13 protein-coding genes and 3 pseudogenes are annotated in these 19,975 nt (G+C 55.2%); 11 read left to right on the top strand and 5 right to left on the bottom strand.

Features of this window, described 5'->3' with window-relative positions:
* Positions 1-2: 2 nt before the first annotated feature.
* Together ACZ3HH_RS22810 and ppk2 are read right to left on the bottom strand one after the other, a co-directional pair.
* Entirely contained in the window at positions 3-1,622 is a 1,620-nt protein-coding gene (locus ACZ3HH_RS22810) for an inorganic phosphate transporter (RefSeq protein ID WP_465807905.1), read from the bottom strand.
* Positions 1,623-1,691: 69 nt separating this feature from the next.
* Positions 1,692-2,593 (bottom strand): annotated as a pseudogene (gene ppk2 / locus ACZ3HH_RS22805) (polyphosphate kinase 2).
* A gap of 356 nt (positions 2,594-2,949) precedes the next feature.
* Here ppk2 and ACZ3HH_RS22800 point away from each other — a divergent pair.
* A complete protein-coding gene (locus ACZ3HH_RS22800; RefSeq protein WP_103393408.1) occupies positions 2,950-3,165 on the top strand; it encodes a hypothetical protein in 216 nt (71 codons plus the stop codon).
* 983 nt (positions 3,166-4,148) lie between these two features.
* Here ACZ3HH_RS22800 and ACZ3HH_RS22795 read toward each other — a convergent pair.
* A complete protein-coding gene (locus ACZ3HH_RS22795; RefSeq protein ID WP_465807902.1) occupies positions 4,149-5,708 on the bottom strand; it encodes a BCCT family transporter in 1,560 nt (519 codons plus the stop codon).
* A 535-nt stretch (positions 5,709-6,243) separates the two neighbouring features.
* On the opposite strand from ACZ3HH_RS22795, the gene ACZ3HH_RS22790 reads away from it, so the two are divergent.
* Positions 6,244-6,546 carry an antibiotic biosynthesis monooxygenase family protein gene (locus tag ACZ3HH_RS22790; protein ID WP_465807900.1) on the top strand — a complete coding sequence of 101 codons (303 nt, stop codon included), beginning with the start codon at positions 6,244-6,246 and terminating at the stop codon, positions 6,544-6,546.
* A 13-nt stretch (positions 6,547-6,559) separates the two neighbouring features.
* Here the strand turns inward: ACZ3HH_RS22790 and ACZ3HH_RS22785 are convergent.
* A pseudogene (locus ACZ3HH_RS22785) lies at positions 6,560-6,727 on the bottom strand (transposase domain-containing protein); the annotation flags it as partial.
* A gap of 88 nt (positions 6,728-6,815) precedes the next feature.
* On the opposite strand from ACZ3HH_RS22785, the pseudogene ACZ3HH_RS22780 reads away from it, so the two are divergent.
* The 8 genes and pseudogenes from ACZ3HH_RS22780 to ACZ3HH_RS22745 form a co-directional block, all read left to right on the top strand.
* Positions 6,816-6,975: pseudogene (locus tag ACZ3HH_RS22780) on the top strand (IS66 family transposase); the annotation flags it as partial.
* 1,034 nt (positions 6,976-8,009) lie between these two features.
* Complete coding sequence (locus ACZ3HH_RS22775; protein WP_465807898.1) at positions 8,010-9,287, top strand: oligosaccharide MFS transporter; 1,278 nt, start codon at positions 8,010-8,012, stop codon at positions 9,285-9,287.
* Between the two features lie 103 nt (positions 9,288-9,390).
* A complete protein-coding gene (gene ansP, locus ACZ3HH_RS22770) occupies positions 9,391-10,878 on the top strand; it encodes an L-asparagine permease (RefSeq protein ID WP_465807896.1) in 1,488 nt (495 codons plus the stop codon).
* Between the two features lie 643 nt (positions 10,879-11,521).
* Positions 11,522-12,931 carry a circularly permuted type 2 ATP-grasp protein gene (locus ACZ3HH_RS22765; protein ID WP_223432649.1) on the top strand — a complete coding sequence of 470 codons (1,410 nt, stop codon included), beginning with the start codon at positions 11,522-11,524 and terminating at the stop codon, positions 12,929-12,931.
* Between the two features lie 3 nt (positions 12,932-12,934).
* Complete coding sequence (locus ACZ3HH_RS22760) at positions 12,935-13,885, top strand: alpha-E domain-containing protein (protein WP_465807894.1); 951 nt, start codon at positions 12,935-12,937, stop codon at positions 13,883-13,885.
* Positions 13,882-14,661, top strand: coding sequence for a transglutaminase family protein (locus ACZ3HH_RS22755; RefSeq protein ID WP_465807892.1), 780 nt, complete (start codon positions 13,882-13,884; stop codon positions 14,659-14,661). Before ACZ3HH_RS22760 ends, ACZ3HH_RS22755 begins: the two co-directional genes overlap by 4 nt.
* A gap of 79 nt (positions 14,662-14,740) precedes the next feature.
* Complete coding sequence (locus ACZ3HH_RS22750; RefSeq protein ID WP_465807890.1) at positions 14,741-15,484, top strand: proteasome-type protease; 744 nt, start codon at positions 14,741-14,743, stop codon at positions 15,482-15,484.
* A gap of 168 nt (positions 15,485-15,652) precedes the next feature.
* Complete coding sequence (locus tag ACZ3HH_RS22745) at positions 15,653-16,960, top strand: dicarboxylate/amino acid:cation symporter (RefSeq protein WP_465807888.1); 1,308 nt, start codon at positions 15,653-15,655, stop codon at positions 16,958-16,960.
* 245 nt (positions 16,961-17,205) lie between these two features.
* Here the strand turns inward: ACZ3HH_RS22745 and ACZ3HH_RS22740 are convergent, their stop codons facing one another.
* Positions 17,206-18,204: a LacI family DNA-binding transcriptional regulator gene (locus ACZ3HH_RS22740; protein ID WP_465807886.1), complete on the bottom strand. Its 999-nt coding sequence runs from the start codon at positions 18,202-18,204 to the stop codon at positions 17,206-17,208.
* A gap of 311 nt (positions 18,205-18,515) precedes the next feature.
* Between ACZ3HH_RS22740 and ACZ3HH_RS22735 the strand changes: the two genes are divergently transcribed.
* Entirely contained in the window at positions 18,516-19,514 is a 999-nt protein-coding gene (locus ACZ3HH_RS22735) for a LacI family DNA-binding transcriptional regulator (protein ID WP_465807884.1), read from the top strand.
* Positions 19,515-19,975 lie beyond the last annotated feature (461 nt).

Raw genomic sequence — 19,975 nt, 5'->3', positions numbered from 1 at the left:
GGTCAAAACAGCTTGGTGAACAGCCAGTAGAGGCTGCCGGACAACAGAATCGCTGCTGGAAGCGTCAGTACCCAGGCCATCAGCAGGTTTCGGATGGTGCGCATCTGCAAGCCACTACCGTTGGCGACCATGGTGCCAGCCACGCCTGACGACAGAACGTGGGTGGTGGACACCGGCAGGCCGAACACGTCGGCGGCGCCGATGGTCAGCATGGCCACAGTTTCCGCCGAGGCGCCCTGGGCGTAGGTCAGGTGGGTCTTGCCGATTTTTTCACCCACCGTCACCACGATGCGCTTCCATCCCACCATGGTGCCCAAGCCGAGGGCGATGGCCACGGCGATTTTCACCCACAACGGAATGAAGCGCGTGGAGTTGTCGATCTGCTGCTTGAACAGTTGCAGCTTGCCGCTAGTGTCGGCGTCAAAGTTACCGACTTTGTTCTTGTCCATCAGGCGAATGGTTTCGCTGGTCAGGTACATGTCGTTACGCACGTTACCCACGGCCTCGGCTGGTACCTTGGCCAGTGAGCCGTAACCCTTGACCTGAGCGCCGATGCTGCCGGTGAGAGCAGCAAGGGCAGGAACCAGCTGCGGCGTAGCTTCCTTGCTCCGCACATATTCGGACAGCACCTGACGGGGATCGCCCGTGGCTGATTGCGGTGCAGCTTTTACCAGAGCTTGCTGGGTGACTTCGGCCACTGCGGCGAACTGAAAGGCCTGATCGGCGGGCATGGTGCGGTTCAATGCATACGCCATCGGCAGGGTGCCCACCAGGATCAGCATGATCAGGCCCATGCCTTTCTGGCCGTCATTGGAGCCGTGAGCGAACGATACGCCGGTGCAGGTCATAATCAACATGCCGCGAATCCACCAAGGCGGTGGAGTGTTGCCCAGCGGGGCCTTGTACAGCGCACGATTCTTGACGAAGGCCCGCAGCGCCAGTAGTAACAGCGCGGCAAAACCGAAACCCACCAGCGGCGACAGTAACAGTGCGTAACCGATCTTGGTCGCTTGCGCCCAGTCCACGCCGCTGGTGCCATCGCGCCCGTGCATCAAGGCATTGGCCACGCCGACGCCGATGATCGAACCGATCAGTGTGTGGGACGAGGAGGCCGGCAAGCCCAACCACCAAGTGCCGAGGTTCCACAGGATTGCAGCGATCAGCAGGGCGAAGATCATCGCAAAACCGGCGGAGGAACCGACTTGCAGAATCAGTTCCACCGGCAGCAATGCGATGATACCGAAGGCCACCGCGCCGCTCGACAGCAGCACCCCTAGGAAGTTGAAGAACCCCGACCAGGCCACCGCGAAATTCGGCGCCATCGAGTTGGTGTAAATCACCGTGGCCACCGCGTTGGCGGTGTCGTGGAAGCCGTTGACGAATTCAAAGCCCAGGGCGATCAGCAGCGCAACGCCCAGCATCAGAAACGGCGTCCATGTGGTCACCACGGTGCCGAGTTCGTGCATGTCGTGCATCAGGCTGTAGGCGGTAAATAGCAGTCCGATGCCCAGCACGGCGAAAAATACCACGAGGGTAATCATGCTCGGCTTGCGGTTGAGTTGCGGTCTTGAATCGTGGGCGGTTGAACTCGATGAGTCCGTGGCCAGGGTCTGGGTCGTCATGATGAAATCCGGTTCATTGAGGATGTGAAGGTGGGGCGCTCGGTGCAGGGCACCCCAGTTCGGCCTGTCTTAATAGACCTGAGGCACGATGAGTTCCGATGGCGTAGGGCTGCGGAGTAATCGTCCTGCCGCACGCGCTGTAGCAGTTCGATCACCGGTAGCTCTAGCTCCTCGTAGGGCATTTGTCCGAGCAGATGATGGATGCAGTTGAGTCGGGCTTTTTTCTTGTCGTCGGCTTGAACCACCCGCCATGGCGCTTCGGCGATGTGGGTGCGTTCGAATGATTTCCTTGTCCTTGGTGTAGGCCTCCCAGCGCCGACCGGACTCCAGATCCATGGGGCTGAGTTTCCACTGCTTGAGCGGGTCATGAATGCGGCTGAGAAAGCGCAGGTTTTGTTCTTGGTCGGAAATGGAGAACCAGTATTTGATCAACTGAATGCCGGAGCGGGCGAGCATCCGCTCAAACTCTGGCACCGTGCGGAAGAACTCTTCGTACTGATCGTCATTGCAAAACCCCATGACCTTTTCGACCCCGGCGCGGTTGTACCAGCTGCGGTCGAACAGCACGATTTCACCTGCTGCCGGCAGGGTGCGAGACGTAGCGCTGGAAGTACGTTCGCTGTCGTTGGGCGCAGGCAGGGCAGCGACACGGCATACCCGAGGATTGAGTCGTTGGGTGATGAGCTTGATGACACCACCTTTGCCGGCTGCATCGCGTCCTTCAAACACGATCACTACTTTGTGGCCGGTCTTGACCACCCAGCTTTGTAGCTTCACCAGTTCGCCTTGCAGGCGGAACAGTTCGCTGAAATAAAGTCGTCGGGCTTCCTTTTTCCTTCCTGAGCGTGCTCATCGAACAGCGCATTCAGGTCATGCCCGTCTTCGGATAGTTCCAGTTCCAGCTCTTCGTCACTATGATCGAGCAGCTCGCGGTGGATGCGCTGTATCAAGGTGTCTTGGGTTGAAGGCATGGTGAGAAACTCGCGTCGTGGATGGCGGCGCAATGCTAGTCGCAAATTGTTACCAAGTGGTTACACGCGCATTGCTGAATCGATTTATCTACGGTCATGGCGGGAGTATTGATGATTTGGTCAGGGTTGAGTTCATCACTGGTTAGGCGGCAGGGTCTCGTCGGATTCGAGCTAGGTTGTTTGGAGCCGACGCCAACCCTGCATGGACGCCAAATGCTCTGAAGGGACCCCTAATGTTGTGCCTCCAGCTAGCGTCAAATGAACCGGAGCGTGATTCAAGCCTGTTCGGGCAGCTGAAATACTGACGAAACATTCTGGCCATATGATTCGCGTCACTGAAATCCAGGGAGTTGGAGATGAATCGACCATCAAGAAGCATGCGCAAACTGCTCGACGCCGTTGCCACCAACAATGAGGCAGCGGCGCTTGATGTGATGCGTGCTGCTGAGCAGCTCCAAGACGAAGTGCTACGCCAACGGTTGCTCAACATGATTCACCGGCTCAACCAAGACGCTAATGACTTACGAATGGCGCGTGACGATATCCAGGGCGGAGCCATAAAGCTCGCGTGATTGGCTCGGTGACGATTCTTCGTCTGTATGCCGCACTGGTCGGGCCAAGGGCGTGTTGACCTATCCCGAGCTATCCCGGTGGGGCGACCCAGCGTCGATAGGCTGCATAAAGCCAGAGTTTCGTACGGGCGGTAAAGGGGTCAAGGCTCGCGCCAGCGTGCTCAAGAAACTTCGAAAGGGGCCTCATGGGGAGGATTAAGGAAGTCCGTCATCTAGCCTATTTATGGCGATGCTTCGGTGATGGGATCGCCTCCGTGTATCAGAGCCAGCACGCCGTAAGGCACCTATTGACGATCAGTACGCGGTCAAGCCGACTGCAGGTGCTCTCTATGGTAAGGAGGGTTTCGGGCACGAATACGCAATGCTTCAGAAAGGGATAGAGATGGGTGTTCCCGTTGTCATGTGAGATTTGACCAATATCATTCGACATAGCGACCTCTGCGCGCTAGCAGGCCCGGATCCATTTCCCCTGGAACTGAAATCATCAAGGCTCACGGGTAGCAGGGTTGCCAGACAGGCTGAGCAATTAAATCTGATTACCAATTTCTATGAAAAAGAGGAGGCTAAAGACTTCCGAGGAATGAAGCGTGTCATTCGCACAGAGGGTGTATCGATGAGGTTGGCCACAGAGAATTCCTCAACGTAGGTATGCACCAGGCGTTAGTTGCTGGATTCTGGAGTGAGTCACTTGTGCCGGGGCTCCGGCGTTGTACTTCTCGAATTTTTGCTCATCCATCTCAATTTCTCTCATCGCTCACTGTATGCTCGAGTCTGTTGGTCAGATTTCATGTCGCGGTCAAGCCAGTATTGGGGCTTTGAAGAAGCAAAATAGCCGCTATGGGCCGAGATTTGCGTTCTCTCGCCGCCGTAGCGGCCTGGCCTCGGTGTGAAGTCGACATGGCGAGGGTCGAGAAGGCACTACTGCTCTAGCAAGCAGCACCGCCTCGGCTCGCGCAACGTAGTACCTGATTAGATTTTCAATCCTAAGCGGCAGGCTCTGGATCGGTGGGGACGTCACCCTGTTCGCGCAGCTCGCTAGACTGCAGATCATCCAGCAGGGCCTTCCACAATGACACGCACATCCCCATCATCACCAGCAGGAACGGCGCGGCGACGATGATGGCTGCGGTCTGCAACCCACCCAGTCCGCCCATCACCAGCAGCACCGAGGCTGCCGCTCCGGCCAAAGCACCCCACAGCACCACCAGCCAGCGCGGCGGCTCCAGATTGCCGCGGGCGCACAGCATGCCCATGACGATGGAGCCTGCGTCGGCCCCCGAGATGAAGAACACGCCGACCAGCACCATGGCTGCAAACGAGGTCAGCGTCGCGGCGGGATACTGAGCCAGCAGCGCGAAGAGCGCCACTGCCGGCCCCTGGTCACTCACTACGGCGGCGATACCGCCGGCGCCTGCCAACTCCGAGTACAGGGCCGCGCCCCCCATGATTGAGAACCACACCATCGTCACCCCGCTAGGAATGAAGATAACGCAGATGACGAACTCACGAATGGTGCGGCCGCGCGAAATTCGTGCGATGAAGGTGCCCACGAATGGTGCCCAGGAGATCCACCAAGCCCAGTAGAAGATAGTCCAACCGGCGAGCCACTTGCCGTCACTGAATGCCGCAGTGCGAAATGACATCGGCACCAACTCACGGATGTATTCGCCCAGCGACTCGACCAGCGTGTTCATGATGAACACGCTGGGGCCCACCGTCGCCAGGAACAGCAATAGCAGCGCTGCAACCACCATGTTGACGTTGCTTAGGAACTGCACCCCCTTGCCCACGCCGGATACCGCGGAGAGGATAAAGAGCACCGTCATCATCCCGATAATCGTCAACGCGATGCCATTCGATTCGCCGGTGTGCCACAGGTAGTTCAGGCCGCTGTTGATTTGCTGCGCGCCCAGGCCGAGCGAGGTGGCAGTGCCGAAAAGAGTGGCCAGAACCGCCAGCACATCGATCGACCTGCCCAACGGTCCACGCACACCGGCCTCGCCGATCAGCGGCGTAAAGGCGCTGGATATCAGGTTCGGAAGCCCCTTGCGGAAAGAGAAATAGGCAATAACCAGACCAACGATGGCATAGATCGCCCAAGGGTGGAACGCCCAGTGGAAATAGGCATACTCCATTGCCAGCTTGGCTGCTTCCTTGGAGTGCGGCTGTGCCAGTCCGTGTGGTGGCGTCGCAAAGTGCGTGATCGGCTCGGCCACACCCCAGAACATCAGCCCGATTCCCATGCCGACGCTGAACATCATCGCGATCCACGACGACGTGCTGAACTCGGGTTGCTCCCCGTCCTTGCCCAGCGTGATTCGGCCGAAACGACTGAAGGCCAGAAACAGTGCGAAGCCCAAGAAGAACACGGTGGAGACGACAAAGCTCCAACCGAACTCGTCGATGATAGTGTCTAACACGACCTGCAACGTCGTCGCCATGGCCTTGGGCAAGAGCGCGCCCCAGGCGACGAATGAAGCTGAAATCACGGCCGCCACCCAGAAAACGACCTTGTCGATGGGTGACTCAGATGTTTTTTGCATACTCCCTCCTCCAGTAAGGTGTACAACCCGCAGCGACGGGTCATAGGTATTGCCCCCCTATGGTGGCTCGCCAGATGAACTGCGGCTTACGCGAAGACGATTAACACTTGTCCAAAAACGACAGCTGTGTCGGCTGTACAAAGCATGTGGACGGAAGAATGCGGGGTATCAATGCTGGCCATGGACGCACCTGGGTGAAGGCATTCCTGGTCGACGGGCTTTGAAAGGCTTGACGTAAGAGGTTCGGTAGCGCGCTTTACCGCACGCTCGTTCAGCAAGCGGCGGTAGATAGGCATCCGATGCTGCCATCCTTGCTCGAAATGCTAGGGCCTGAGTCAGCTAAATTGTCGTCTCAACAGATCGCCGACGGCTCCGTTTGTAAGCGACTGGCGAACACACCTTCCCACAAGACTAAGGGCGAGTAACCGCTCTAGCTTGCGGCATGAGGCAAAATCATGCTTTCTTGCCATGACCATCACACCGGTGGTCATAGCAATCTGCAATCAAATTTCTGATACCAGCATGGAGCCTGTTTATGTCTAGTGAAGTAAAACTGGTAATTTTGATTTCTACGCAGGCGGGGCGAGGACCAGAGCAAATTGATGCGTTTGAAAAACTTGCCCCATTTGTCAGAAATGAAGATGGGTGCCTGCAATACGACCTTCATAGGGTCACTGACGATGAAGACCAATTTGTTTTGATTGAGCGATGGGCGTCGAAATCAGCCCTGGAAGCGCATGACATTACGCCTCATATGATTGCAGCTGACGCATACAGTCCTACCTTCAGGGCAGGCCCAGCGACCGTTTTGCACCTTGGATCAACGATCCCAGCTTAGATCCCATTTGCCATCACGCAGGCTGCCACCTATGTGGCAGCAGCTCGGCAATTTTGTTCTCTCGATGCGTCGGCAGGCGCGTGAGGACGTCCTTCAAATAAGCATACGGATCATGCCTGTTGAGTCGCGCCGACTGGATCAAACTCATGATCGCCGCTGCCCGTTTGCCGCTACGCAGGCGTTTCAGGCTGGTAAGTAGGCGCTGGGCAACCATCCAGGCATGTAGAGCATCCATAACCGGACGGCTTTTTCTTGTCGTATTCGGTGGCGTAGATGACCTGATCGACACCGATATTGGGGCCAAGCCGAACTTAAAGCGCTGAACTTGCTCCCGCTTCGACTGAGGTTCGGCAAAAACCTAAACGCCCGCTTTGCCGTCGCAGTTTTCCGCGCACTCTGATCCATCACGAACCCGATAATAGCCACTGCCATTGAGCCAATGTGAAAGGTGGAATTGCTTGCCGGCTCCACCAAAATCGACTCCTGGCAGTAAAGAGGCAGATGGTCAGCGAACTTGCCGATCCATGACGTGCACCAGCAAACCAGCGGTCGGATACCTTGGTCGATGACATGCGCCCGGAACCGGCGCCTGGATCAGAGTTTCGCCGCGGACATGGACTTCGACCCTGAATACATCGGGTGTAATTCAGTTTCTCGTTAACGTGCACGCAGCCTGACATCTCGATTGCCAATGTCGCCTTGACTCAGGGAAAGCGGGGCTTCGTTAACTGCGTATTTCGTCGACTTGGCCGTCGTTGGAATTGGTCACAGGGTTAGTGTTGTTCGTTTTGGTCTCTTTAACATTGCAATGATAAATTGCCTGATTGGTTGGCGTCAGCCCTGTGGGCAAGGTTATCTATATGTAGCAACTGTACTCGTTGCACTCATCTTAAAGTAATTTAGGCTGAAGATTCCAGTTAAGCCAGTATATTGATAATTGACGTCAATATATTGATTCAAAATCAATCAGCCAGCAGCTTCAGTTCGATTGAGAATTGTAAATGGACCAGTGAGTGGTCGCTCATTTGAGCGTTCAATCATCGTCAAATTGATCTGAGCAATTGTTTTGACGTTATGGATTGTCAATCGGAAATCTGGAACGTGTTCATCCTGAAGATGTTAGAAATTGCTCTGGGTATCGAGAATATTATCATTTCGATTCAATCGCCCCCGCGAGCCGAAACGCACGACTCGGGTCGTAAAAGCTCGTATGAAAACTTCTTGTTTTTGTATTTGGGTACTGCCAGAAACCTTCGAATAAAGCCGCGTACTTCAGGCGAAACTGAGCTCCCCGAGACCTAAACCGTTTAGCGGGGCAAGCAAGAGAAGTCGCTTTTGCTGGGCTTGTTCAACCCGCTCTAGAACTTTTATTGCTCAATGCCACTTGACAGCAGGCAGTTGAAAGTTGCGTAATGCGTCGCGCTGTTAACGTTAACTTCAATAAAAACAAAGATGGACGTCACATGCAAATATCAGTAAGACGTGAGTACTGGCTCATCAGCGGTCTGCTGTTTTTCTTCTTCTTCGCGTGGTCATCCAGCTATTCGCTGTTCGCGATATGGCTCCATCGAATCATCGGCCTGAATGGAACGGAAACCGGCTTAATCTTTGGCGCCAACGCGATTGCGGCGCTACTAATCCAGCCGTTTTATGGTGCTCTTCAGGATCGGCTTGGCCTGTCCAAAAAACTGCTGGTATGGATTGGTGTGCTCCTCTGCGCTGCTGCCCCCTTTGCAATCTACGTCTATGCCAATCTATTGGCCCACAACGTGGTATTGGGAGCTGTGGTCGGCGCGGCCTTCCTGGCGTTTTCCATGCTCGCGGGCGTGGGTGTCATCGAGTCCTATACGGAGCGACTGTCGCGTCATGCGGGCTTCGAGTTCGGCACTACTAGAATGTGGGGGTCGCTGGGCTGGGCGAGTGCGACAGGCGTCGCCGGCGCGGTCTTCAACATTGATCCGAATATTGCGTTCTACATGAGCAGCGCCGCCGGGGTTGCGTTCTTGTTGATCCTGTTCCGGCTGGATCTGACTCAGTTCAAAAAACCGCAATTGGGTGGTGAAACTGCCCTGCCAGTTCGAATGAACGACCTCTGGAAGTTGCTGACACTGCCGCGCTTCTGGGCATTCAGCTTGTACCTGACCGGAGTGTGTGGGGTCTACATGATCTACGAACAGCAGTTTCCGGTGTATTTTTCCTCGTTTTTTTCAACCCCGGAGGAAGGCACCCGAGCTTATGGGTACCTGAATTCATCCCAGGTTTTGCTCGAAGCTGTCTTGATGTTGTTCGCACCCTGGGTGGTCGGACGTACAGGCGCCAAGTATGGATTGATACTGGGTGGCAGCATCATGTTCATCCGTATTCTTGGCTCCGGATTGGCAGTGGATGCCTGGACCATCGCCGCCTGCAAGATGTTGCACGCCATTGAAGTCCCCATCTTGCTGGTCTCAGTATTCAAGTACATTTCGATCAATTTTGATTCCCGGCTGTCGGCCTCCGTCTACGTGTTGGGATTCCAGTTCTCCCAGCAATTAACCGCGATGCTGCTGTCATCTGTTGTGGGATACGGATACGACCATGTCGGTTTCTCAAGCGTTTACGTAATGATGGCTGGCGTAGTAGGCGTCTGTCTGCTGCTGTCATGGTCATTGTTACGGGCGGACCCGGGCCGTCAATCATCCCAGGCAAGAACTCTTGATTTGATCGAGCTTCCTGTCATGGCTCAATCAGGCAAACCCTAGTAAGTATCAAAGCGCATGCATGCTGCCGCGTTCATGCGCTTTGATGCTGATCGGGCATTCCTGAAAACACCGTAATGGCTTTTTATCTAGTGGAGATTCGCCCATGTCAACAAATGCAAAAGGACGGCAGTCAATGGAACCCTCGGAACACGGCGATAAGAGCGCGTGGTTAGCCTCCCACGAAGCGGGATATCACCAGAACCTGAGCAAGCGCCATGTACAAATGATTGCGTTGGGAGGCGCTATCGGTACGGGACTTTTTCTTGGGGCCGGTGCGCGATTGCAGATTGCCGGACCTTCATTGGCCCTCGTTTATCTGGTGTGCGGCTTTTTTGCATTTCTCATCTTGCGCGCGCTGGGTGAGTTGGTGATGCATCGGCCTACAAGCGGCAGCTTCGTGTCCTATTCGCGAGAGTTCATGGGGGAAAAGGCCTCCTATGTCGCAGGCTGGATGTACTTCCTGAATTGGGCCATGGCCGGGATTGTCGATATCACAGCCGTGGCCCTGTACATGCAGTACTGGGATGCCTTCGCGGCTGTGCCGCAATGGATGTCAGCTTTGGTGGCGCTGGCTCTTGTCACCGTAATGAACCTGATTGGGGTCAAGTGGTTCGGTGAAATGGAGTTTTGGTTTGCTTTGATCAAGGTCTCAGCACTGACGTTGTTCCTGGTGATTGGGTCGATCATGCTCGGCGGCGGAATCGCGGTGGGCGGTCATGCTACAGGACTGCACCTGATCACTGAAAACGGTGGGTTCTTTCCCCATGGGCTGTTGGCAGCCCTGGTGCTGGTGCAAGGGGTGGTGTTCGCGTATGCCGGTATCGAACTGATCGGCGTTGCCGCGGGAGAATGTAAGGACGCTAAAGCTGTACTGCCTAAAGCCATCAATAGCGTTATCTGGCGGATTGCGATTTTCTATGTGGGCGCAGTGATTTTGCTGGTGTGCCTGCTGCCTTGGACCGCCTATAAAGCAGGGGAGAGTCCATTTGTTACCTTCTTTGCAGCCCTCGGTATTCCAGGGATCGGTTCGGTCATGAATTTGGTCGTGTTGACTGCTGCTCTGTCCAGTCTCAATTCTGGGTTGTACTCAACCGGACGCGTCCTGCGGGCGTTGGCAATGGGGGGCTCGGCGCCAACCTTCATGTCGCGTATGAGCGCGCAATCGGTGCCTTACGCAGGGATTTTGGTGACTGTTGCCTTCTACGTGGTAGGGGTTGTACTGAATTACCTGATGCCGTCGCGGGTATTCGAAATTGTGCTGAACATTTCCTCGCTGGGCGTAATCAGTACGTGGGCATTCATTGTTGTCTGTCAGATGAAGTTCCGTCGTGCGGTAAAGCGAGGGGAGGCGCAGGCAGTGTCGTTCAAGATGCCGGGGGCTCCGGTAACCTCGTGGCTTACTTTACTATTTCTGGCGGGCGTACTGGTAATGATGGCCTTTGATTATCCAAATGGAACATTAACTGTGGCCACGATACCTTTTGTCGCACTCTTGTTGATTGGCGGCTGGTATCTCTTGCGTAATCCCAAGTCTGTTATGTTGACCCCGACGATGCCATCCGTGACTCTGACCCAGAAGGTGCTCGAATAATCCCAAGTTGATCTATTCCGTTATATAGACGGGCAGGGCCGCAAGGTTAGGCCGTCCTTTCGTTGCATTACTTTTGCATCAATACTTGGCGCTTAATTCATGCGGCCTATCTTTGGCGTTTTTTTTGATCGTTAATGGTGCATCTATGTGTAATCGACGCGCAGCCCTGAACGCTTATATTGCGAGGCTATAAAGATCGCGGAGTAGAAGAATCCCTTTATTGGTGCATAAAAAATACCTGAATTATAAATTGCACCAATTTCGCCCACTCAAGAGCTGGGCAAAATATAAGATGAGAATCGTTTTAGGGGTTGGATTGTTTATTTGCTCTGAAAGTGGAAAAAAACGTCCTCGAAAATATATTTATAGAAGATTTTTCTTTTTTTTAGTACTTGGGCACAACTTTTGCTGGAGTATAAGGGCAATGGCCTTCAGTGATAGTAAAGCGTCATAAATTGGGTTCCAGCCAACCAGGTTGGCCACGCAACAGATCGCATAAAATCATGGGGAGCATATTCCGCATGTGGCAGGAAGTTAACGACGTAAATTTGAAGTGCTTGACAGAGCAATACTAAACAACGCAGGGCCGTTGAAATAGTTAAGTTATAAGAAAATGCCGTCTGTATTGCGGCAAGGAGTGGCTATGTTCCGAGCTTTTTTTAACGAAATGTATGATGCGAGTGGTGGCTGCCGCCCACATTACCAAGAGTTCGCGCGTTGGTTGGCGGACACACCTGTAGAGTTGCTGGATCAACGTCGTCGCGAAGCTGACCTGTTGTTCCATCGAGCCGGCATCACCTTCACTTTAAACGGCGATGAGCAGGGGACCGAGCGGTTGATTCCGTTCGACATCATTCCGCGCAGCATCAAGGCCAGCGAATGGCATACGGTCGAGCGTGGCTGCATTCAGCGGGTCCAGGCCTTGAACATGTTCCTGGCCGACATCTACCATGGTCAACGCATTCTCAAAGAGGGCATCATCCCGGCCGAACAAGTATTGGCCAACGAAGGTTATCAGGTCGCGATGCAGGGCCTGGATCTGCATCGTGGCGTCTATGCGCACATCGCCGGGATCGATCTGGTTCGCGACGGTGATGGCAGTTACTACGTGCTGGAAGACAACTTGCGCACCCCTAGCGGCGTCAGCTACATGCTTGAAGACCGCAAAATGATGATGCGTTTGTTCCCCGAACTCTTCGCCGCCCAGCGTGTGGCGCCCATCGATCACTACCCCAACCTGCTGCTGGATACCCTCAAGTGTTCCAGTCCCCTGGACAACCCTACGGCCGTGGTATTGACCCCGGGACGCTTCAACAGCGCGTATTTCGAACATGCGTTTCTGGCCCGTGAAATGGGTGTGGAACTGGTGGAAGGCGCTGATCTGTTTGTCCGCGACGATCACGTCTACATGCGCACCACCGCCGGCCCGAAACAAGTAGATGTGATCTATCGACGCCTCGACGATGCGTTCCTTGATCCGCTGTCGTTCAATCCCGACTCCATGCTCGGCGTACCTGGTCTGATTGCCGCCTATCGTTCGGGCAATGTGGTGCTGGCAAACGCTGTCGGCACCGGCGTGGCTGACGACAAATCGATCTATCCGTACGTAGGTGACATGATCCGCTTCTATCTCGACGAAGAGCCGATCCTCAAGAACGTACCGACCTGGCAATGTCGCAAACCCGAAGAGTTGTCCCACGTGCTGGCCAATCTGCCCGAGTTGGTAGTTAAGGAAACCCAAGGCTCCGGCGGCTATGGAATGCTGGTCGGCCCGGCGGCCACGGCGGCAGAGATCGAAGACTTCCGCGCCCGACTAAAGGCACGTCCCGAAGCCTATATCGCGCAACCCACGCTGTCCCTGTCGACGTGCCCAACCTTTGTCGAAAGCGGCATCGCGCCACGTCACATCGACCTGCGTCCGTTTGTTTTGTCGGGTAGCGAAACCCGTCTGGTGCCCGGCGGCCTGACCCGCGTCGCATTACGCGAAGGCTCGCTGGTGGTGAATTCGTCTCAGGGCGGCGGCACCAAAGACACTTGGGTAGTGGAGGACTAAGACATGCTTTCAAGAACCGCTTCGGACCTCTACTGGATGTCCCGTTACCTGGAGCGCGCTGAAAACCTGGCGCGCATGCTCGAAGTCAGTTACTCGGTGTCGCTGATGCCCCAGACCGGACGCACCGATGGTCGTGCCGAACTGGCGATGTCGTTACTCGCTGCCGGCACGCTGGACGATTACAACGAGCGTTATGGCGAGCTCAATATCGAGCACATGTTGCATTTCTTCGCCCTGGATGAGACCAATCCTTGCAGTATCTATTGCTGTTTGCAGGCCGCTCGGGCCAATGCTCATGCGGTGCGTGGACGCATCACCGCCGATATGTGGGAGAACATCAACGCCACCTGGCTGGAGATGCGTAACATCGCCAGGAACGGTCTGGGCCGTTACGGCATCAGTCATTTCTGCGAATGGGTCAAGGAGCGCTCGCATCTATTCCGCGGTACAACCTCGGGCACCATCATGCGCAACGATGCCTACTGTTTTATTCGCTTGGGCACCTTCCTCGAACGGGCCGACAACACCCTGCGTCTGCTGGATTCCCGTTACGAAATGTTCGGCGAGGAGTCGGAGGAGGTCAGTGATAACTCGGCGCGCGGCTACTACCAATGGAGCGCCTTGCTGCGGGCCTTGTCGTCATTCGAAGCCTTCAACGAGATCTACCGCAATGCACCAGGCGCTGAGCAGGTCTCCGAGATGTTGCTGTTGCGCGCCAACGTGCCGCGTTCGTTGCACGCCTGCATCGAGGAACTGGACCAAATCCTCGCCAGCCTGCCGGGCAGTAACGGGCGGGCGGCCCAGCGTTTGGCCGCCGAATTGAATGCACGGCTGCGCTACACCGGCATCGACGAGATATTAGCCTCAGGCCTGCACCTCTGGCTGGCTGATCTCATCTCCCAGGTTCGCCATCTGGGCCAGACCGTTCACGAGTCTTATCTGGAGGTCGTATGAAACTATCCATACGCCATGACACTACCTACAGCTATGCCGACGAAGTCTTCACCAGCATTCAGTTCTTGCGTTTGACGCCCAAGAACACCGAGCGCCAGCACATTCTGGAGTGGCACCTGGAGCTCCCAGGCCTGGTGCGCAGTCAACTCGATCCTTACGGCAACATATTGCATGTATTGACGATGGACGAACCTCACGGCGCCCTGATACTGACCGCTTATGGCAAGGTTGAAATCGACCAGACGCTGGACGTGGAGCACGACACCCAGTCGCCGTTGCCGTTCTTGCGCACCAGCCATCTGACTAAGGCCGATGACGCCTTAAACGCTTTTGCCTTGCTGTACTGCGGTACGCGGCGCGATCGCGGGGCGCTGATTGACTTGATGAATGGCCTGGCCGATCACATGGTTTATAGCCCGGGTGCTACAACGGTGGACACCACCGCCGCCGAAGCCTTTGCCGCAGAAGTCGGTGTCTGTCAGGACCATACGCACGTCTTCCTGGCATGCGTCCGCAGCCTGGGAATTCCTGCACGCTATGTCTCCGGTTACTTGTGCACCGAAGATGAAAGCCATCTGGCCAGTCACGCCTGGGCCGAAGCCTGGCTCGATGATGGCTGGTACAGCTTCGACGTCACCAATCGGCTGGCCCGGCCCGAGCGTCATCTGAAACTGGCGGTGGGCCTGGATTACCTGGATGCCTGCCCGGTACGCGGCATGCGGCGTGGCGGCGGGGTCGAGTCGATGCTGGCTCGGGTAAAGGTTCAGCTCCAATAGTCTGAAACTTTCACAGTAATTGGCCATACCGTCATGGGGGCGATATGGACCTTCATCAAAAATTCACGAGTTAGCGCAAATGACTTATTGCGTCGCCATGCACCTCGCCGACGGGCTGGTGTTCATCTCCGACTCCCGGACCAATGCCGGTATCGATCAGATATCCACATTCCGTAAGTTGTTTATTTTCAGTACACCGGGCGAACGCCTGATTGTGTTGCAAACCGCTGGTAATCTGGCCACTTCGCAATCGGTGGTCAACTTGCTAGAGCAGCGTTCCAGCGGGTCAGGCCCGCATCTGTTGAATGTCCGCACGCTATATGACGCCACGGTGCTGGTGGCCGAAACCATTCGCGAAGTCGTCAGCCGGGATCGCACCAAATTGGCAGGCAAGACCGACTTGAGTTGCTCCTTTCTGGTCGGCGGGCAGATCGCGGACGGGTCCATGGAGGTGTACAGCATTTACCCGCAAGGCAACTTCATTCAAGCAACAGAGGACACTCCTTTCCTGCAGCTGGGTGAAAGCAAATATGGCAGGCCGATCCTCGATCGCAATCTGACGCACCGCGCATCACTCGAAAAGGGCCTGCGTTGTGGGCTGATCTCGTTCGACTCGACCATGCGCAGTAACTTGTCGGTGGGTATGCCGCTGGATCTGCTGGTGTACAGAAAAGACAGTTTTTTCCGTGCGAAAAGTTACCGCATCACGGCTGATGACCCTTACTTCATGCGTATCCGAACGCAGTGGGCTGCTGGACTGCACGACATGCTTACCGCACTGCCGGAGCCGCCTGAAGCCTACATGTCGGCGGCTGCCAACTAGCTTGTCACCTTTTTTACAGGCGTCGCCCTGATTTCAGGGCGGTTTGTCTGCTGCCGAGTCGGCTTTCTTGAATGAATTTTGAATGTTCAGGTTTGTACGCATGAAACGCATTGCGAATGAGCGGTTGCCATTGAGGCAATTAGCACTTGATTGAATTAGAGGTGTTTTATGAAACGTAAACTACCGGCAGCAGCGTGGATTCTGGTCGCCATGGTGCTGGGGATCGTGATTGGCTACATGGTATTCATCAATTTTCCGGACAAGGAGTCGGCGACTAAAGTCGCGGGGTATATCTCCATTGTCTCGGATGTCTTTTTACGCCTGATCAAGATGCTGATCGGGCCGCTAGTGTTCTCGACCCTTGTGGTCGGCATTGCGCATATGGGTGATGCCTCCTCGGTCGGACGGGTATTCGCCAAGTCCATGGGCTGGTTCGTGACAGCTTCACTGGTCTCGTTGGTGTTGGGGCTGATCATGGCCAATCTGCTGCAGCCCGGCCACAATCTCGGTCTTCCGCTACCCGATATTGGTGCCCATACCAACCTGGCGACGTCGGCTTTCACCTTGAAGGATTTTGTCCTCCACTTGGTACCCAAATCTTTTGCCGAGGCGATGGCCAATAACGAAATCCTGCAGATCGTGGTGTTCTCCTTGTTCTTCGGCGTCGCGCTAGCGGCCATGGGCAAAAAGGCCGAACGTCTGGTGGGTCTGATCGAAGAGTTGTCCCACGCGATGCTGAAAATCACCGGTTACGTGATGAAACTGGCACCCCTCGCGGTGATGGCAGCCATGGGCGCGACCGTATCGGTGAACGGTTTGGCCATTTTGTTGAAGTTCGCCGTCTTCATGGGCGATTTCTATCTTGGGCTGTTCATGCTGTGGGGGTTGCTGGTGTTGGCTGGCCTGCTGTTTCTCGGACCGCGGGTGTTCAAACTGGTAGTGCTGATCAAGGAAGCCTTTCTACTGTCATTTGCTACCGCCAGTTCCGAGTCGGCCTACCCGAAGATTCTCGATGCACTCGACCGCTTTGGCGTGAAGCGCAAAATTTCCAGTTTCGTCATGCCGATGGGGTACTCGTTCAACCTCGATGGTTCGATGATGTACTGCACGTTCGCCGTGCTGTTCATTGCCCAGGCATACGGTATCGAGTTGTCCATCGGCACCCAGATCACCATGCTGCTGATTCTGATGCTGACCTCCAAGGGCATGGCCGGTGTACCGCGGGCTTCCCTGGTGGTGATTGCTGCCACCCTGAACCAATACAATATTCCAGAAGCCGGGCTATTACTGATTCTGGGCGTCGATACCTTTCTCGACATGGGCCGCTCGGCAACCAACGCCGTCGGCAACTCCATCGCCTCCGCTGTGGTGGCCAAGTGGGAGGGCGAATTGATGAGTGAAGAGGAGGCACAGGTGCACGCGCAAATGCTTGACCGCGAGAGTGCAGCCTCAATGGGGGCGTCAGTGAAGGCCTGAGAAATCATCACCTTCATATGCCCGAGGTTACGCTAATGCGCGTAACTTCGGGCAGGCGGTCATTTCCGATTTGATTGATATGGCTCGGCTGGTGGGAACCGACGCTTGCCACCATGTACCGCTCTCCGCTTTCCGGAGTGATCGAATGCAGGCACACACAGGGTTGCGGGTCGGAGGCAGGTCGAGCCGAAACGGCCACATATATCAATGACGAACGTGTTTTGGTCTTTCTTTGAGGATTCGGGTCACCAGGACATACGCTTGACAACGGGACAGGGAATTTTGTGTACGAAGGGTTCGTCCTTGTTTTGAATCAAGTGCTGCGCTGCGCTGCGTCCCATCTCGTAATAGGGTAATTGCACAGTGCTCAGCGGTGGATAAAACAACTCGGCAACTCCGACCGTATTGTCGAAGCCAAGCACTGCAATGTCGGCCGGAATCTTCAAGCCTTGGCCGAGCAGGAACTGGTAGGCAATCAAGGCAATACGATCGTTACCACAAATCAGCAGATCAAAGTTCGGCTTTGTCCGTGGCTCGCCCAATTGGCGTTTGAGCTCTTCAATGGTTTCTCCATATTCATCATCAGCAGAAAGATCATATTGCTGAACGCTGTCCAGGGAGATGTCGGCCTCGATGAGCGCCCGCGACAAACCCTGTTGGCGCAGCTTCCAAGCCATACTTTGGCGAGGCAGGTTAATGCACAGCGGCCGCCGGTAGCCACGTTGAAGTGCCTGACGTACAGCCTGATACTGGCCGTCTTCGTCATCGGGGACATAGCACGCCACGTCGGGTTCCGAACTGATGCAATTACTCAGCACCAGAGGCAGGCTGCGCAGTACCTGGGGGATCTCGACTATGCGTAACTGCATGGTACTGAAGATGATTCCATCGGGCTGATGGGACAGCATCAGGTCAATGGTTTGCGGGCTAGGTGGGGTTTCGAATACGTTGATGATAAAGATATTCCAACCATTTTCCCGTGCAGTGCGCTCTAGCGAGAGCAGCATATTCACGGCGAAAGGGGTGGTCGCAGTATCAAGAGCGAAAACACCGATCAGCTTGCTGCTGGAATGACCACCGCGTATTTTGCGTGCGGAGAGACTGGGCACATAGCCCAGTGTCTCGATGGCTCGCAGGACAGTTGTCAGCGTGTCGGCATTGAGTTTTTCGGGTGTATTGATAGCTCGAGACACGGTCATCAGGGATACCCCTGCCAACCGTGCAACATCTTTAACCGAGGCCATTTACGGATGCCATTGATTTATTCTCCATGCATGAAAGTCATGTCCGTCGGGAGCATGACACCATGCCAATGGTGGCGCAAATAACTTGACTATTAAGTAGGTTCTCAACAATACGTCCCCTCAGGCCGCCGGAATACTCAGTGGCGATGGCGATGGACTTGCTGTTTGAGGGTGTTACGTAGTTCGTAGTCGCTCACGAAGACCCTCACCCCCTCTGAAATGCCATTCTCGCCGTCTGCTGCCGACACCGTGTTGGCATGCTTTTGTCTGGCATGACATGATGCCGGCCACACAATCAATGGCACCCGTGAATGGCTTCGGTTAAAGATGTCGCTAGGATGGCGGGGGTTTCCTTTATGACAGTGTCCAGGGCTCTCAATACCCCGGGAAAGGTCCATCAGGAAACCCTGACGAAAATTCGTCAAGCGGTCGAGACGTTGGGCTACGTCCCCAATCTTTCTGCGCGCAAGATTCGTGGCGGTCATTCCTGTGGAAAGACCATTGGCGTCTTCGCGCTAGATACCGCAACCACTCCATTTGCCGTGGATATGCAGCTCTCGTTAGAGCGCACTGCACGGGAAAATGGTTGGAACATCTTTATCATCAACGTATTCGAAACCCCCCCTAGCCCGCAAATCATCGACCTGATGCTGTCGTATCAGCCCGATGGAATCATTTTCAGTACCATGCAGTTACGCATAGTCGAGATTCCCCAGGTACTGCGCAGCCTGCCTCTGGTGCTGAGCAATTGCATCAGTTCAGAACCCGGCGTGGCCTGTTACATACCCGACGACGCAGAAGGTCAGTATCAGGCCGTACGACAGGTGTTGAATCGAGGCTACCGGCGACCGCTGTGCATCAACCTGCCTCAAAGCAACTTGGCCTGGGAGCAGCGCCAAGAGGGATTGGTTCGCGCCCTTACAGAGGCCGGCTTGTCCGCGGTCGATGTTCCCCAGTACAGTCTGTCCACCGATGACGCCTATGGGGAAACGGTTGTAGCTCTGGAACAGCAATTGCGCGGCTCAAAGGGCAAGCCGGTTTTTGACTTGCTTATTTGTGGCAATGACCGTATCGCCCTGGTTGCTTATCAATACCTGCTCGGTCGAGGCCTGCGCATTCCAGTCGATGTTGCTGTCCTTGGTTACGACAACATGATTGGCGTTGCCGAGTTGTTCTATCCACCGCTGAGTACTGTGCAGCTGCCGTACTACGAGATGGGCCGTCGCGCGGCCCAGCATGTGATTGAAAGCCGGGATGAACCCACTATTCACAGGGTTACATGCCCCCTCGTTGAGCGTGAGTCATGGTGACGACTATGGGCGGCGGACAATTCATTCGGCAGCCAGATAGGCAAGGCACAGCATGCGTTCTTATCTCGGGTGAACTTCAGTAGCGTTACGCGAGGGTCGCGTTCGTGCTGCATTCGCCTTACGAGACCTTACGAGACCTTACTAGCCTGCTTGCTTTCGATAAAATGGACCTTTTGGTCAATTTTTCCCTCTTTTGGTCATCTCGCTCGACCTCGACGGTGGTGCTGTAAATATAACGTTCAGTCATGTTTTCAGCACCACTGGGAGTAACCCTTTCACTGAAAGTTAATGCGAGGCGAGGCCGGTCAGGTTAACGCAGGATCATGACACAGGGCCCTGATTTCTTGCGACTCGAACGATGCTGCTCATAGCCATCCCGAGGCCAGAGGCCATGCCTTGGGAATCGAGACACGTCCGCCATTCCCGCTGGCAAACAGCTTCACGCCCAGACTGTCGAGCTT

The organism is Pseudomonas sp. PME37.24/025 (assembly GCF_055556615.1).
Note: the sequence above shows the minus strand (reverse complement) of the source record. Positions and strands in the feature narration are given on the sequence as shown.